Here is a 13,773-nt window from a genome sequence, read left to right on the forward strand (position 1 = left end):
CATGGCACCCCCATGGCACCGATAGCACCATAGATGATTGAGGAGGAGTTAAGTTGTATAAATTAGTAGCGATTGATGTTGATGGGACGTTGTTAAATGATCAAAAGGAAATTACCAAGGAGGTAAAAGAGGCGATTCAGGCTGTGAAGGCAAAAGGGGTAAATGTGGTTATATGCACCGGCAGGCCCATTGGCGGGGTCCGTCCCATTTTAGAAGAATTGAATTTAGCGGATAAAGATGAATACGTGATTACATACAATGGGGCTATTGTGCAGAAAAACAATAGTAGTGAGGTGGTTTCCGAGACTTCCTTGACAGTTGGTGATTTAAAGGTACTGTACGAGTTAAGTCAACAACTAGGGTCACCGATGCACTTTTTTGATACGGAGCGCATCTATACTCCGAACAAAGACATTAGCCACTATACGATCTATGAATCCTTTGTCAACAAAGTGCCGCTCTCATTTAGGACAATAGAGGAAATTCCTGAAGACATGCTGATTCCAAAGGTCATGTTTATTGACGAACCGGAGCGATTAAATGAAATTATGGCCGCCATACCTGCTTCCTTCCGTGAAAAATATACCATGGTCCAAAGTGCGCCGTTCTTTTTGGAAATACTTCATCCAAGTGTTAACAAAGGCAATGCCGTAAAGCAACTGGCTGAAACGCTTTCGATTAAGCAGGAAGAAGTCATTTGCATGGGCGATGGGGAAAATGATCTGGAAATGGTGAAGTATGCCGGCTGCGGCGTCGCTATGGGGAATGCAGTACCTAGCGTCGAAGAAGTCGCTGAGTTTCAGACGTTAACTAATAATGAGCATGGGGTCGCCTATGCCCTTGAAAAATTGATTTTAAACAAATAGATATTAGATGTGAACAGGGGACGGTCGATTGCTTAATAGAACCTTCCCCTGCTTCATGAAGAATCTTTTTCTATAAAATGTAAATAATAACCTCAAACTAATTTACTGTATAGGAGAAGATTCATGGAGAATAAAGGTAAAGGTCTGTCAGCGTGGCAGCTTACGATGATGGCTCTGGGAAGTGTGATCGGAGGCTCGTTTTTTCTCGGCTCGTCTGTGGCCATCCATGCTGCAGGACCTTCAATTATCATATCTTATATATTGGCGGGAGTTCTCATTTATTTTATTTTGTTTGCCTTGTCTGAAATGACGGTTGCCAATCCGACAATGGGGTCATTTAGCACGTTTGCCTCACAGCAGCTCGGCGAGGGTGCTGGTTTCGTTGTTGGCTGGCTATACTGGACCGGAATCGTTCTATCAATGTCAAGTGAGGCAACGGCCATCAGTATTTTGTTAAGAGAGTGGTTTCCAAATGTCTCGATTGCATGGCTCGGGAGCGCGATCATTATTGGTGTTACGCTTATAAACCTGTTAGGAGCAGATAAGTTGGGTAAATTGGAAAGTGCTCTTTCGGGTGTGAAAATTTTTGCGATTATTTTCTTTATCCTAACAGCGGTAGTGCTAATTTTGGGAGTACGGCCGGGAGCAGCACCAATTGGGGCCGGTGCCCTGGGAGATGAGCCTTTTATGCCTGGAGGGATTAAGGGGCTTGCCGGAAGCATGCTGCTGATTATATTTGCTTATGCCGGTTTTGAAATTATTGGACTTGCCGCATCGGAGGCCGAAAACCCACGGGAAACAATTCCGAAAGCCATCCGTTATACGGTTTTTTCATTAGTAGGTTTATATGTTTTATACGCTGTTGCACTGCTGCCACTTATCCCAACTGCCTCCCTAAACGAGAATATTAGCCCGATGGTCGCGTCACTCGACCGCTGGGGAATTGGCTGGGCGGGAAGTGCTTTAAACATTGTATTAATTTCAGCCATTCTTTCTGCAATGCTGGCAGCGATTTTTGGAATTGGACGAATGATTCGCTCGCTGTCAGATGAGGGCCATGCGCCAAATTGGCTGAAGGATAGGCGGGATGTACCGTACCGGGGGATATTATTTTCCGGCCTTGCGATGCTTTTTGGATTAGGCTTTGGTTTATTGTTTCCCCGGGCCTATTTAGTTTTAATTAGTACCGGTGGATTCTCATTGATTTTTACCTACGCAGTCATTATGGCCAGTCATATCCGACATCGCAAAAACCATGGCTGTCCCCCAGGGGGAATCTGTCAAATGCCCGGATTTCCGTATAATTCCTGGATTGCCTTAATCAGCATGATTATTGTACTGATTAGTATGCCATTTATTCCAGGTCAAGGGACAGGTCTGATTTCAGGGATAGTCATGGTCATCTTTTTTTCTTTAACTTATTTAGTTATTAGGGCCCGCCGAAAAGGAGACCAGCCAGTTGAGAAGAGAGTACAGCTTAGGAAGCTTAAACCTAACCTAGCGACTGAATTTTCCGAAGAATTGAACGGAGACGTAAATAAGAAAGAGGATGAATAGCATTTTTCGGTATAGGGATGGTTGTTTGGTATCTGCCTGCCTCCTTAGGTAAAAATAAAAACAGGCCGGCTCTAAAAAAAAGAGTCGGCCCTATTTTTGTTAAGAAGCAATCGAAGCTTCTGTATCCTCTGCAGTTATGTTATTAGGATGAAATTCCTTTTCTGTTTTTGAGATAACGACGGTTGCGACCCCATTTCCGATCAAGTTGGTAATCGCGCGTGCCTCTGACATGAAGCGGTCAACGCCAAGAATGAGTGCCATGCCTTCTACTGGAATCATTGGGAATGCTGCCAAAGTAGCGGCCAATGTGATGAAACCTGAACCTGTTACACCAGCAGCTCCTTTAGAGGTAAGCATTAATACCCCAAGTAAGGTTAGAAGCTGGACAACAGTTAAATGAACTCCGTAAGCCTGGGCGATAAACACTGCCGCCATCGAGAGATAAATGGAGGTTCCATCTAGATTAAACGAATAACCTGTTGGAACGACCAGGCCGACAACTGACTTCGAACAGCCAAATTTCTCAAGCTTTTCCATCATCTTCGGCAACGCGGATTCAGAGGATGACGTTCCTAAAACCAATAGAATCTCATCTTTTATATATTTGAGGAAGCTAAAGATATTGAAGTTATAAAATTTTGCAATAGACCCAAGAATCACTATGATAAACAGGAACATCGTAATATAAACTGAACCCATCAATTTTCCCAGGGAAACAAGTGAGCCAATTCCGAAATTGCCAATTGTATAGGCCATTGCTCCGAATGCGGCAATCGGAGAAATCTTCATGATAATGTTAACAATCGAGAAGAAAATTTCCGAGACTTTTTCAAAAAATGAAATCACTGGTGCGGCCTTTTCCCCCAAAGACGCAGCAGCAATTCCGAATAGTACGGCGAAGAACAATACAGGAAGCAAATCTCCTCCAGAAAGGGCAGCCAGTGCATTATCCGGTACTATCCCAAGGATAAAGTCCATGAGTCCATGGCTCGTTTCCTCAGCGGCCTTCGTGTACTGTGATACGTCGGCCCCTTCTGCCCCTTTGGTGTTAAAGCCATGCCCTGGTTTGATGATGGAAACAACGAGAATCCCAATCCCCAAGGCAAACGTGGTGACAATTTCAAAGTAAAGCAGTGCCTTGCCGCCGATCCGGCCAACCTTCTTTAAATCGCCCATATTGCCAATTCCAATGACAATGGTGAAGAAGATGATGGGTGCAATCACCATTTTAATAAGTTTAATGAAAATATCCGCAAGAACCTTTAACTTTGCTCCGAATTCCGGAAACAAAAACCCTATGGTGATCCCAAGTATAATTCCAATGATAACCTGAACTGTCAAATTGCGAAAATTGATTTTCATTCTATTCCCTCCCTTTGTTTGACAACGCTTTCAAATCCCCTAACTTTATATTAATTGATAATTTAGAATTGTTATGGTTTTGGTGATAATGTTCTTTTTGGTCTTTTTGGTCGTAAATGAAAACTCGCCGACTGGCGAGTCCGTTAGGACGAAGACAGAGGCGTAGTTGAATTTATGCGTTAAGAAAGTATCCAAATTTTATACTTTCTTATTAGCTAAAAAAAGAAGACACTTAATGTGTCTCCATTTGCACCATCCGCTGCTTTACAAATTCCTTCATTTTATCGTCATCGATCATATCAAGAAACTTTTGGTAAACAGGTTTCAATGCCTTAAACCATTTTTTCTTTTCCTGCTCTGACAAGTAATCAATATGAATAGAGGATTCCTTTTCAATTAATTCAAGCTGTTCCCGGTTGACCCGGAGTGATTCGGAAATCATCCACGAGGTTGTCTCGGCCATTGATTGGTTAATGTCGCCCTGAACATCTTTCGGCAGTTTGTCCCAAAATTCTTTGTTCATCAAGACAGCATAACCTAAAAAGCCATGATTGCTTACTGTCATATATTTTTGCATCCCATAAATACGTCGGGAGTAAATATTCGAAATGGTATTTTCCTGACCGTCAAATGCCTCTTCCTGGAGCGAGGTATACAATTGGTCAAACGGAACCTCAATCGGCTCTGCGCCAAATGCCTTGAACTGTTCGGCAATAATCGGGCTAGGCATAATTCGGAACCGCTGTCCGGAAAAATCTTCGGGATTCCGAAGCGGATTTAAATTGCTCGACATTTGCTTAAACCCATTGCTCCATAACGCAAGCCCCTTGATTCCCTCATTCTCATTTAACGTTAAAAACTTGTCTCCAAGCTCACTTGAAAGGGTATTTTCAATGTCCTGATCATTTTCAAACAGAAATGGCAGATCAAAAAGAGCCCATTCGGGTGCCAGTTTTGTCAGTTTTGATAGGGAAGGGGCAATCATTTGTACATCATTATCGATTAAGGCGTCAAGTTCATCCTCATCTGTATAAAGTGCGCCGTTTGGAATGACCTCCACTTTGACCTTGCCATCACTTTTTTCCTCTACCAACTGAGCAAATTTCTGGGCGGCAAGCCCTTTCGGCGTATTTTCAGCGACAACGTGACTAAATCGGATGACAATTTGTTGTGATAATCCATCCTGTTCATCATCATAGGGGATTTCCTTGCCGGTAAATATATTCACGGGGAAAAAGAATATCCCGACTATTAAGGTCATAACAAGCAAGCTTGCCCCAAGCAAATACTTCATTCTAAATTCCCTCCCTGTTTCCACTATAATTTTATCATGATAAAATTATTTTAGAAGTATCATGAAAGGAATCCTGCTATGAACTCACTTACCATTCAAACAAAGATTACCGGGTTAATATTTTTTATTGTGGGATTCTCACTATTGCTTGCCGGAATTATTGTCATTAGTAATTTTATAGATTCACAGGAAGATGAATTAAAAAAACGAGCCCAGCTGACGGCACAGGTTGTTGCTGAGGATGCAGAAATCAAATCCAATATTACCGGAAGTGATGAAGAAAAGGAAAAAATCCGCAGCCGGGTAGAAAAGCTGCGAATCATCCATCATGCCGAGTATATAGTTGTCATGGATATGGATCATATTCGATTATCACACCCTGTTTCCGCCTTAGTTGGAAAAGAGTCGGCTGGAAGCGATGAAGGGCCGGCTTTTGCAGAACTCACGTATACAACGAAGGCAAAAGGGGAGGTCGGAACAGTAATTCGTGCCTTTGTTCCAATTATGAATGAGGAGCATCAACAGGTTGGCGTTGTCCTAGCAGGATATTTGCTGCCGACTTTCTTCGAAATGATGTGGGAAATGCGGGTGGAAATTATCGTCGCTGGGGCAATCTCATTATTTTTTGGCGGCTGGGGTTCCTGGCTCTTGGCTTCAAAAATGAAAAAGCAGATGTTCAATTTGGAGCCGCATGAAATTGCCCAATTAGTGCAGGAGAGGACCGAAACCTTCAACGCCATGCATGAAGGCATCATTGCAATTGACAAAGACCAGCGGATTACCATTTTTAACGATAAGGCCAAAACAATGATGGGGATATCAGGTGATGTCATCGGCCGGTCCATTAGCGAGGTGGTCCCTGACACCAGGCTGCCAGAAATCCTCGAGCTCAAACAGCCTATTTTTAACAAAGAGCTGACTGTACGAAACTTAAATATCTTCAGCAATCGGATTCCCATTAAGGTAAATGAAGAAATCATCGGGGCTGTGGCCATTTTCCAGGATCGTACCGAAGCGAAAAAGCTGGCGGAAGAGTTAACGGGTGTAAAGGCATTTGTCAGTGCACTCAGGGTGCAAAATCATGAGCATATGAACAAGCTCCATACGATTGCTGGGCTGCTCCAGCTTGGCAATCCTAGAAAAGCGTTGGAATATGTGTTTAAAACTACCGAAGAGCAAGAGGAATTGACGCAATTTTTATCAAGAAATATTAGAAGTGAAAGCCTGTCGGGCCTGCTGTTAAGCAAAGTCAGCCGCGCCAAGGAATTAGGGATACATTTGCAGATTGACCGGAACAGTACGCTGCATTCCTTTCCGGACCCGCTCGATGAACACGATTTTGTGATCATTATCGGTAATTTAGTAGAAAACGCTTTCGATTCTTTTAGGGACAAAGAAATCGAGAGTAAGAATATTTATGTCAGCATTGAGCAGGATATCGACCTGCTATCTATTTTAGTTGAGGACAATGGGTGTGGAATACCGGAGGACATGCTGCCACATATTTTTACGAAGGGCTTTTCAACAAAGGACAGTTTAGATCATGGCATTGGTCTATTTTTAATAAAAGAAATCGTGGAAAAAGCGAACGGCACGATTCAGGTAGAGTCTGATTTAGGGAAAGGAACTACTTTTATTATTACAATATAGTGGAAGGGGGCTTTCGTTATGGCTAGTGAGTTGATTACAGTACTGTTAATTGAGGACGACCCGATGGTCCAAGAAATAAACCGGCAGTTTGTCGAAAGGGTAGAGGGCTTTAAGGTCATTGGCTGTGCTGCAAACGGGAGAGAAGGCATTAGGCTGATTAAAAAAGAAAAGCCAGACCTCGCGTTTGTCGACATTTATATGCCGAATCAGGATGGGCTGACAACGATTAAACAAATCCGCTCAGAAGAGTTGGGGACGGATGTAATTGCGGTGACAGCGGCAAGTGATATTGAAACCATCCGAGGGGTGCTCCAGCTTGGTGCTGTCGATTATATCATGAAGCCGTTTAAATTTGACCGGATTCAACAGGCTTTAATAAACTATCGAAACTATCATCAAAGCTTTCAGAAGAGAGAGTCTATTTCCCAGCAGGAATTGGACAGCCTGCTGTTTCAGCAAGGACGGCATGTTAAAGGGGAACTGCCTAAAGGTTTAAATTCACTAACCTTGGGTAAGGTAATGGACTTTTTAAGTAATCAGGACGAAGCCATCTCGGCAGAAGCAGTGGCGGAAGGCATCGGCATTGCCCGGGTGACCGCCAGACGGTACCTGGAATATTTGGAACAGAACAGTAAAGTGGAAATTGTTATGGAATATGGCGGAATTGGCCGGCCAGTGAATCAGTATAGAATAGTAAATAGATAGGTTTAATCGAGGGGGCCCTGCCAATATGGAAGACATCAGGAACATCATTTCTTTTATAAAAGAACTAGAACGTTTAAAAATTAATACAAGGACGGCATGGACCAGTACTGGCAGGCACGAGAGCATCGCTGATCACAATTTGGATACAAAAAACGGCTCAGTCGAAAACTGAGCCCCTGTTACTACTTTATCCACTGTTCCCGCGTCAACTTCATATTAAAGGCATCAATCCATTCGCCTTCAAACTCCAGGTCATTTTTATCGACACTATCGACAGTGAAGCCCATTTTTTCATACACTGCTATTGCTCTTGGATTGAATGCATAAACACCAAGAGTAACTTGGTTTAGCGTTGTATTCTCAAAAACATGATTTATGATCAGTCGTGTTGCTTCCGTTCCGAGACCTCGATTTCTTCCCCTGGGACCGATTAGTATTCTAAAATTCATGCTGCGATTAGCTTCATCATATTCATTTACGACAACTTCACCAACCAAAACATTCAGAGATTTATCCACAATCGCTAGATCTAATCGATCGCTTTGTTCATTTCTCGTAGTATACCAATTTATGATTTTGTCTCTATCAAAATCGTCTGTGCTGCCAGTGAACTTTAACACCTCAGGATCCTGCAAACACTCCTCTAAATAAGGGAAGTCCTCCACAACGTTAAATGGTCTTAAAACAACCTTTTCCCCAGCAAGTGTAGGCTTATTACTTAAATCAACCATCTGTCACACCCCATTATTAGTATCTACTAGCATAATTTTACAGTAGATAGCTATTTTGGACAAACATGATTGCAGCAGTATATACTCTATGAATCCTTCATAAGACACGTACAATGGAAAAAATGAGATTAGTGCGCTCTATGAGCCTTTCATAAGACTGGTTAACGGGTTCTATGAGTTCTTCATTCAGTCCATAAATGCAATAAAAAAGCGAACCAAATCCGGTTCGCTTTTTCAATTCAACCTATCCCCGTACAGTCACGCTCTTCTTCTTCTCCTTCTTGCCCTCAAACAGGACAATCATTCCCGGCAGCAAAACACCACGGACCAAGAAGGTATCCAGCAAAATTCCGATGGCAACGATAAAGCCGAAAACAAACAGTAATTGGATTGGCTGCGTCATCAGGACCGCGAACGTGGCAGCAAGAATGAGTCCGGCAGAGGAGATAACTCCACCGGTGCTGGCAACGGCAATTTCGACCGCTTCACGCACCGAATGCTTCGCCCGTTCCTCCTGATAACGCGAAATCAGCATAATATTATAATCGATGCCGAGTGCAATCAGGAATACAAAGGAATAGAGCGGAACCCGGTTGCTGATAGTATCGATATCAAAGAACAAATTGCTTAAGAACATTCCCAGCCCAAGGGCAGCAAGGAAGGAAATCAAAATCGTTCCAATCATATAAATTGACATCCGTATCGAGCGGGTCAAACTAATCAACATCACAAAAATCAACAGTGTTTCCAAAGCAACAATTACAATTAAATCCCTGTCATTAATCGCACGGTCATCGACCTTAGTGGCCGTCTCGCCGGCAAAATAAAGTTCTCCATCTAGACCTGCACCATCAACGAGCTTATCAGAGCGGTCACGCATCGACTCCAAAGCATCCATTGTCTTAGCGGAGTACGGATTTTCCGCAAAAGTCAGGCTGTATTGCACGACTTTGCCTTCTTCCGCAACACCATTTACCCGTACGGAACCGACCAAACCCTGGCCAGCCAGTTTATTTTTTAGTGACTCCTGCTGTTCCGCTGTGAGCGGCTCAGAGCCTTCAAATAAAACTGTTGTCGGAGCAAGATCACCTTTTTCAAATTTATCTTCAAGAATTTCATAGCCCATCCGTGATGGCATATCTTTCGGGAAGGATTTCATAGTATCGAATTCATATTTTAAATTCACCATATTGCTGGCTGACAGGAGCAGCACCAATCCAACAATCGCAACGGAAAGCCCTGGTTTTGCTACAACGAAGCGGCCGACCCGGCTCCAGAAAGAATTGCTTTTAATTGCTGCCTGCCCAACCTTAGGAATCATTGGCCAGAACGATTTTCTGCCGAAAAGGGCAAACATGGCTGGAACCAATGTAACCGATGCAAGCATGATAATCAGCATTGTCGTAGCAAACACGGGGGCGAAATTCTGATAGTCCCCGAACTGTGCAAAAAATAACACTAGCATTGCAGCCAGCACGGTTCCGCCGGAGTAGAATACTGGGGTGCCAACTTCTCGCATTGCCAGTTTCATTGCTTCAAATTTATCATCATGCTGTTTCAATTCTTCCCTAAACCGGGAGAACACAAATAGTGAATAATCAATCAAAGCGGCAAATAAGAGAATCGTCATAATCGATAGTGTTTGGCTGCTCATTACCAAGCCAGCTTTACCCATCAAACCGAGCGTTTGCATGACTACTTCATACACAAAGCCAGCAGTCAGCAACGGAATCAACGCCAAGAGCGGTGAGCGGTAAATCACAATTAATAGAACCAAAATTAATCCTACTGTTGATAAAATTAGGACGACATCCGCCCGTGAAAACAAATCCAATGTGTCGGTGGCAATGCCAGCGGGACCAGTCACAAACAAGGTTAAATCTGAGTTATCTTTAACAACCTTGTGGATCGCCTTTTCCACATCTTTAATTTCTTTGTTCTCTAGTGCTGAATCAATCGTTATTGGCAAAATCGCCGTAGTTTGATCTTTGGAAAAGAACCCGGCAACTGCTTGCGGCGGCAGTTTCGACAGCGGCACAACCTGGTCGACACCTTTAATTTCATCCTTCTCCATCTGGTCGACTATTCCCACCAGTTGAGGGACAACAATTTTCTCTCCCTTCTCAGCTTGAAACACAAGAATAGCAGGAATGCCTTCATTATCCTTGAAATATTGATCCACTTTCCCTTGGGCAATGACCGACTGCGCATCCTCTGGTATTGACTTGATGTTCGACACTTCATAATCTTTGGCACCCGGGGCAAACACGGCTAACAGGATCGTCACCGCTAACCAGATTCCCAGCGTCATCCACATCCCTTTTTTCGTCGAGACACGATCGGTGATGGACTGTATAAATGATTTCATATAATAAAACACCCTTCTGTAGAAGTTAAAGTGACACAACTGTCACTTTTGGCAAAATAAATGACACTATTGTCATTATCATTATCTTTCAAAGTGACAAATGTGTCAATTTATTATTTAGGAACATTCCTTGACTAATAATCTCCTTAATCGATTGAACCCATACATCCTGAGGAATCCCGAAGTGATTAGGTATAGCAACGGTTTGAAAAATAAACCCAAGTATCAATGCATCAGGAATATGATGTTTTAGTTTTTTCTCAGCTTTCCCGAGTTTCACAAAGCTCTGCATATAGGTATACATTTCCAAATGCATTTTTTCAAGCTTGATTCTATTACTTTGAACCTTCTCATTGATGGAGGAAGGAATCTGACTGCCGATCTCAATTAGCTGATGAATTTTGTTGTTTTTAAAAATAAGTTCGAACAAAAAGTCAAATTGTTTGTCAAAATTGTCCATCACGGCAATTTCCTTTAATTCCCCAAGGAAATGGTTCATCTCAAACAGCATGTAATCGGTAATGAGCTCTTCTTTATTGTCGTAGTACTTGTAAATTGCACCGCGAGAAACCTCGAGCCGATCTGCCAGCAGGCTGAAGGTAAAGCCTTCATACCCATGTTCGAGCAGCAGATGCTTGCTGCACTGAAATAATTCCTCTGTGGAGAATTTTCGCTCCCGAGCCATTATTTCCACCTCCATTCAAAAACTAATTAAATATAGTTTATCACATAGTTCTATTAAATAGGAGGGATTAAGGGGCAGTCTCTGCTTTCTATCATAATCGTGCTCTGGTGTTTATGGTGAAATTAAAATGAAGCAGGTGACAGATTTCACCTGCTTCACCGGAAGCGGAGAACCGTCCTCAGCCTCTTTTACTTTTCAGGATCCGGTTTTGGGACAGTATTTTGTTCTTTTAATGTCCATCCAAATTGTTCGTTAATTTCTTTTGCTAATTCATTGAGAAAATCATCCGATAGTAACGGTTTGTTTCGTGTAGGCATTCAGATTAATCCTCCTTAAAAAGTTTTTATTTACTTTAACGGAATACAGGAGTACTATATTCATTGTTTCAAATTTCTAAATCGCTGAAACCAATGTGTGCGGGGGAACCAATTAAGGCTACTGCTTTAATCCATGGGGTGAATCCTTTTGAAGGTAGGGCTACTCAAGGTCCGAATCCGGCAGCTAACCTCGTAAGCGTTATATGAGAAGGAAGGTGGAACTTGTGACGCTTGGAAAATGAATGTGTCTACAGGTCTATTTAGTTTGACTTGTAGGCACTTTTTTTATACAAAAAAATATCGAGATTTTATTTTTTAAAAAGGGAAAAATAAGCTATTAAAAACTCTTTCGGACGGTGGGTCAACGATGTTTTCTTTCATCAAAAGGTTTCTGATAGGACGGCCATTAAAAACACATGAATTAGGGGAACAAAGAATTAATAAAACAAAGGCATTGGCTATTCTTTCATCGGATGCGCTGTCATCTGTGGCTTATGGTCCGGAACAGATTTTGATTGTCCTCGTTACAATCGGAGCAGCAGCATTTTGGTATTCGATACCAATCGCTGTGGGTGTGTTAATTCTTTTAACAGCGCTCATTTTATCGTATCGACAAATCATCTTTGCTTATCCTCAAGGCGGAGGTGCCTATGTTGTTTCAAAAAGTAATTTGGGCGTGAATCCTGGGCTGGTGGCTGGCGGGTCGCTGTTAGTGGACTATATCCTGACCGTTGCTGTTAGTGTGTCTGCAGGGACGGATGCGATTACCTCTGCCTTTCCGAATTTGCATGGCCATAATGTTTTAATTGCCAGTACGTTTATCTTGTTTCTAACGATTTTGAACTTAAGAGGGGTAACGGAATCCGCTTCAGTATTGGCATATCCCGTCTATCTGTTTGTCCTTGCCCTGTTCATTTTAATAGGTGTGGGGCTTTATCAGGTTATTACAGGAGATGTTTCTGCCAATTTGCATACGCCAATTGGAACACCTGTAGCTGGTATCAGTTTGTTCATTCTTTTAAGGGCGTTTGCTTCAGGGAGTTCTGCGTTAACCGGGGTTGAAGCCATCTCTAATGCGATTCCAAATTTCAAGGAACCTGCCCCTGTTAATGCGGCGAAAACATTAATGGCAATGGGCATCCTGCTCGCGGTGCTGTTTGCAGGAATTGTATCATTGGCTTATTTTTATGGCATCGCCCCAAGAGCAGAGGTAACAGTAGTTTCTCAAATTGCCGAGGAAGTTTTCGGCAGGAATGTCATGTACTTCTTTATTCAAGGGACAACAGCCTTAATATTAATTCTCGCGGCAAATACCGGATATTCCGCCTTCCCGTTACTGGCGGTAAACCTGGCAAAAGATAAATTTATCCCAAGGATGTTTCTAATTCGTGGAGACCGCTTAGGATACTCAAATGGAATCATCATCCTTGGACTGGCGTCGATTCTGTTAATAGCTGGATTCCATGCGGAAACGGAGCACCTTATTCCGCTTTATGCGGTAGGGGTATTTGTTCCGTTCACCCTTTCACAATCAGGGATGATGGTAAAATGGCTTCGCGAAAAACCTGCAGGTTGGGTGCCGAAATTTATCATCAACACAACCGGAGCACTGATAAGTTTTACGGTCACAATCATTTTCTTTTTAACAAAATTTCCACAGGTGTGGCCAGTACTGATTTTTCTGCCAATCATCATTATGCTGTTTCATCGGATTCGAAGACATTATGATGCGGTTGGGGATCAACTTAGGATTGCTGCTTGTGAGCCGGCTCCACCAATTGAAGGGAATGTCATGATTGTACCAGTTGCTGGTATAACGCATGTCGTCGAAAATACTCTTAACTATACAAAATCTCTCTCTCCTGATCAAATTATTGCTGTTTATGTGGCGTTTGAAAGAGAGGATGAACAGAAGTTTGAGGAAAAATGGAAGAAGTGGCAGCCAGACATCCGCTTGGTTACACTGCACTCCCATTACAGAAGTATTATTAACCCATTAACCAAATTTATTGATACGATTGAAAAAAAAGCAAGTGAAGCAAACTATCAGGTGACCGTGATTATCCCGCAATTTATTCCTAAGAGTAATTGGGAGAATATCCTTCATAACCAATCAAGTTTACTGATTCGCGCCTATTTATTGTATCGAAGAAACGTTATTATTACGACGGTACCTTATCATTTAAAAAAATGAGCAGAGGATGGTTCTCTGCTATTATTAAGCGGTGAACCATCCCT

12 protein-coding genes and 1 riboswitch are annotated in these 13,773 nt (G+C 42.5%); of the genes, 6 read left to right on the forward strand and 6 right to left on the reverse strand.

Annotated elements, in window-relative coordinates:
• Window positions 1-53: 53 nt before the first annotated feature.
• Window positions 54-866: a sugar-phosphatase gene (gene yidA / locus ACZ43M_RS06630; protein ID WP_464506622.1), complete on the forward strand. Its 813-nt coding sequence runs from the start codon at window positions 54-56 to the stop codon at window positions 864-866.
• A gap of 123 nt (window positions 867-989) precedes the next feature.
• Window positions 990-2,423 (forward strand): amino acid permease, encoded by a 1,434-nt coding sequence (locus ACZ43M_RS06635; RefSeq protein ID WP_464506623.1) that lies wholly within the window; start codon window positions 990-992, stop codon window positions 2,421-2,423.
• A gap of 99 nt (window positions 2,424-2,522) precedes the next feature.
• Here ACZ43M_RS06635 and dctA read toward each other — a convergent pair whose 3' ends face one another.
• Together dctA and ACZ43M_RS06645 are read right to left on the reverse strand one after the other, a co-directional pair.
• Window positions 2,523-3,785 (reverse strand): C4-dicarboxylate transporter DctA, encoded by a 1,263-nt coding sequence (dctA, locus tag ACZ43M_RS06640; RefSeq protein ID WP_464506624.1) that lies wholly within the window; start codon window positions 3,783-3,785, stop codon window positions 2,523-2,525.
• 232 nt (window positions 3,786-4,017) lie between these two features.
• Window positions 4,018-5,079 carry a DctP family TRAP transporter solute-binding subunit gene (locus ACZ43M_RS06645; RefSeq protein WP_464506625.1) on the reverse strand — a complete coding sequence of 354 codons (1,062 nt, stop codon included), beginning with the start codon at window positions 5,077-5,079 and terminating at the stop codon, window positions 4,018-4,020.
• Between the two features lie 78 nt (window positions 5,080-5,157).
• On the opposite strand from ACZ43M_RS06645, the gene ACZ43M_RS06650 reads away from it, so the two are divergent.
• The 3 genes from ACZ43M_RS06650 to ACZ43M_RS06660 are packed head-to-tail and all read left to right on the forward strand — an operon-like array spanning window position 5,158 to window position 7,606.
• Window positions 5,158-6,729: an ATP-binding protein gene (locus tag ACZ43M_RS06650; RefSeq protein ID WP_464506626.1), complete on the forward strand. Its 1,572-nt coding sequence runs from the start codon at window positions 5,158-5,160 to the stop codon at window positions 6,727-6,729.
• Window positions 6,730-6,759: 30 nt separating this feature from the next.
• Complete coding sequence (locus ACZ43M_RS06655) at window positions 6,760-7,434, forward strand: response regulator (RefSeq protein WP_464507979.1); 675 nt, start codon at window positions 6,760-6,762, stop codon at window positions 7,432-7,434.
• Between the two features lie 25 nt (window positions 7,435-7,459).
• Window positions 7,460-7,606, forward strand: coding sequence for a hypothetical protein (locus ACZ43M_RS06660; RefSeq protein ID WP_464506627.1), 147 nt, complete (start codon window positions 7,460-7,462; stop codon window positions 7,604-7,606).
• A 10-nt stretch (window positions 7,607-7,616) separates the two neighbouring features.
• On the opposite strand, the gene ACZ43M_RS06665 is transcribed toward ACZ43M_RS06660, so the two are convergent.
• The 4 genes from ACZ43M_RS06665 to ACZ43M_RS06680 form a co-directional block, all read right to left on the reverse strand.
• Window positions 7,617-8,165, reverse strand: coding sequence for a GNAT family N-acetyltransferase (locus ACZ43M_RS06665; protein ID WP_464506628.1), 549 nt, complete (start codon window positions 8,163-8,165; stop codon window positions 7,617-7,619).
• A 244-nt stretch (window positions 8,166-8,409) separates the two neighbouring features.
• On the reverse strand, window positions 8,410-10,533 hold the full coding sequence (locus tag ACZ43M_RS06670; protein WP_464506629.1) for an MMPL family transporter: 2,124 nt from the start codon (window positions 10,531-10,533) through the stop codon (window positions 8,410-8,412).
• A gap of 88 nt (window positions 10,534-10,621) precedes the next feature.
• Window positions 10,622-11,218 (reverse strand): TetR/AcrR family transcriptional regulator, encoded by a 597-nt coding sequence (locus tag ACZ43M_RS06675; RefSeq protein ID WP_464506630.1) that lies wholly within the window; start codon window positions 11,216-11,218, stop codon window positions 10,622-10,624.
• Window positions 11,219-11,406: 188 nt separating this feature from the next.
• Window positions 11,407-11,535, reverse strand: a complete 129-nt coding sequence (locus tag ACZ43M_RS06680; protein ID WP_464506631.1) for a bacitracin ABC transporter ATP-binding protein — start codon at window positions 11,533-11,535, stop codon at window positions 11,407-11,409.
• A 72-nt stretch (window positions 11,536-11,607) separates the two neighbouring features.
• Window positions 11,608-11,750, forward strand: a riboswitch (cyclic di-AMP (ydaO/yuaA leader).
• A gap of 152 nt (window positions 11,751-11,902) precedes the next feature.
• On the opposite strand from ACZ43M_RS06680, the gene ACZ43M_RS06685 reads away from it, so the two are divergent.
• Complete coding sequence (locus ACZ43M_RS06685) at window positions 11,903-13,729, forward strand: APC family permease (protein WP_464506632.1); 1,827 nt, start codon at window positions 11,903-11,905, stop codon at window positions 13,727-13,729.
• Window positions 13,730-13,773 lie beyond the last annotated feature (44 nt).

The sequence above is a fragment of the Neobacillus sp. B24 genome, from assembly GCF_055381825.1.

Coding starts and splice junctions, on each gene's coding strand:
- ACZ43M_RS06680 (WP_464506631.1), bottom strand. CDS start 11,535: ATGCCTACACGAAACAAACCGTTACTATCGGATGATTTTCTCAATGAA.
- ACZ43M_RS06685 (WP_464506632.1), top strand. CDS start 11,903: ATGTTTTCTTTCATCAAAAGGTTTCTGATAGGACGGCCATTAAAAACA.
- ACZ43M_RS06650 (WP_464506626.1), top strand. CDS start 5,158: ATGAACTCACTTACCATTCAAACAAAGATTACCGGGTTAATATTTTTT.
- ACZ43M_RS06635 (WP_464506623.1), top strand. CDS start 990: ATGGAGAATAAAGGTAAAGGTCTGTCAGCGTGGCAGCTTACGATGATG.
- ACZ43M_RS06660 (WP_464506627.1), top strand. CDS start 7,460: ATGGAAGACATCAGGAACATCATTTCTTTTATAAAAGAACTAGAACGT.
- ACZ43M_RS06670 (WP_464506629.1), bottom strand. CDS start 10,533: ATGAAATCATTTATACAGTCCATCACCGATCGTGTCTCGACGAAAAAA.
- dctA (WP_464506624.1), bottom strand. CDS start 3,785: ATGAAAATCAATTTTCGCAATTTGACAGTTCAGGTTATCATTGGAATT.
- ACZ43M_RS06645 (WP_464506625.1), bottom strand. CDS start 5,079: ATGAAGTATTTGCTTGGGGCAAGCTTGCTTGTTATGACCTTAATAGTC.
- ACZ43M_RS06675 (WP_464506630.1), bottom strand. CDS start 11,218: ATGGCTCGGGAGCGAAAATTCTCCACAGAGGAATTATTTCAGTGCAGC.
- ACZ43M_RS06665 (WP_464506628.1), bottom strand. CDS start 8,165: ATGGTTGATTTAAGTAATAAGCCTACACTTGCTGGGGAAAAGGTTGTT.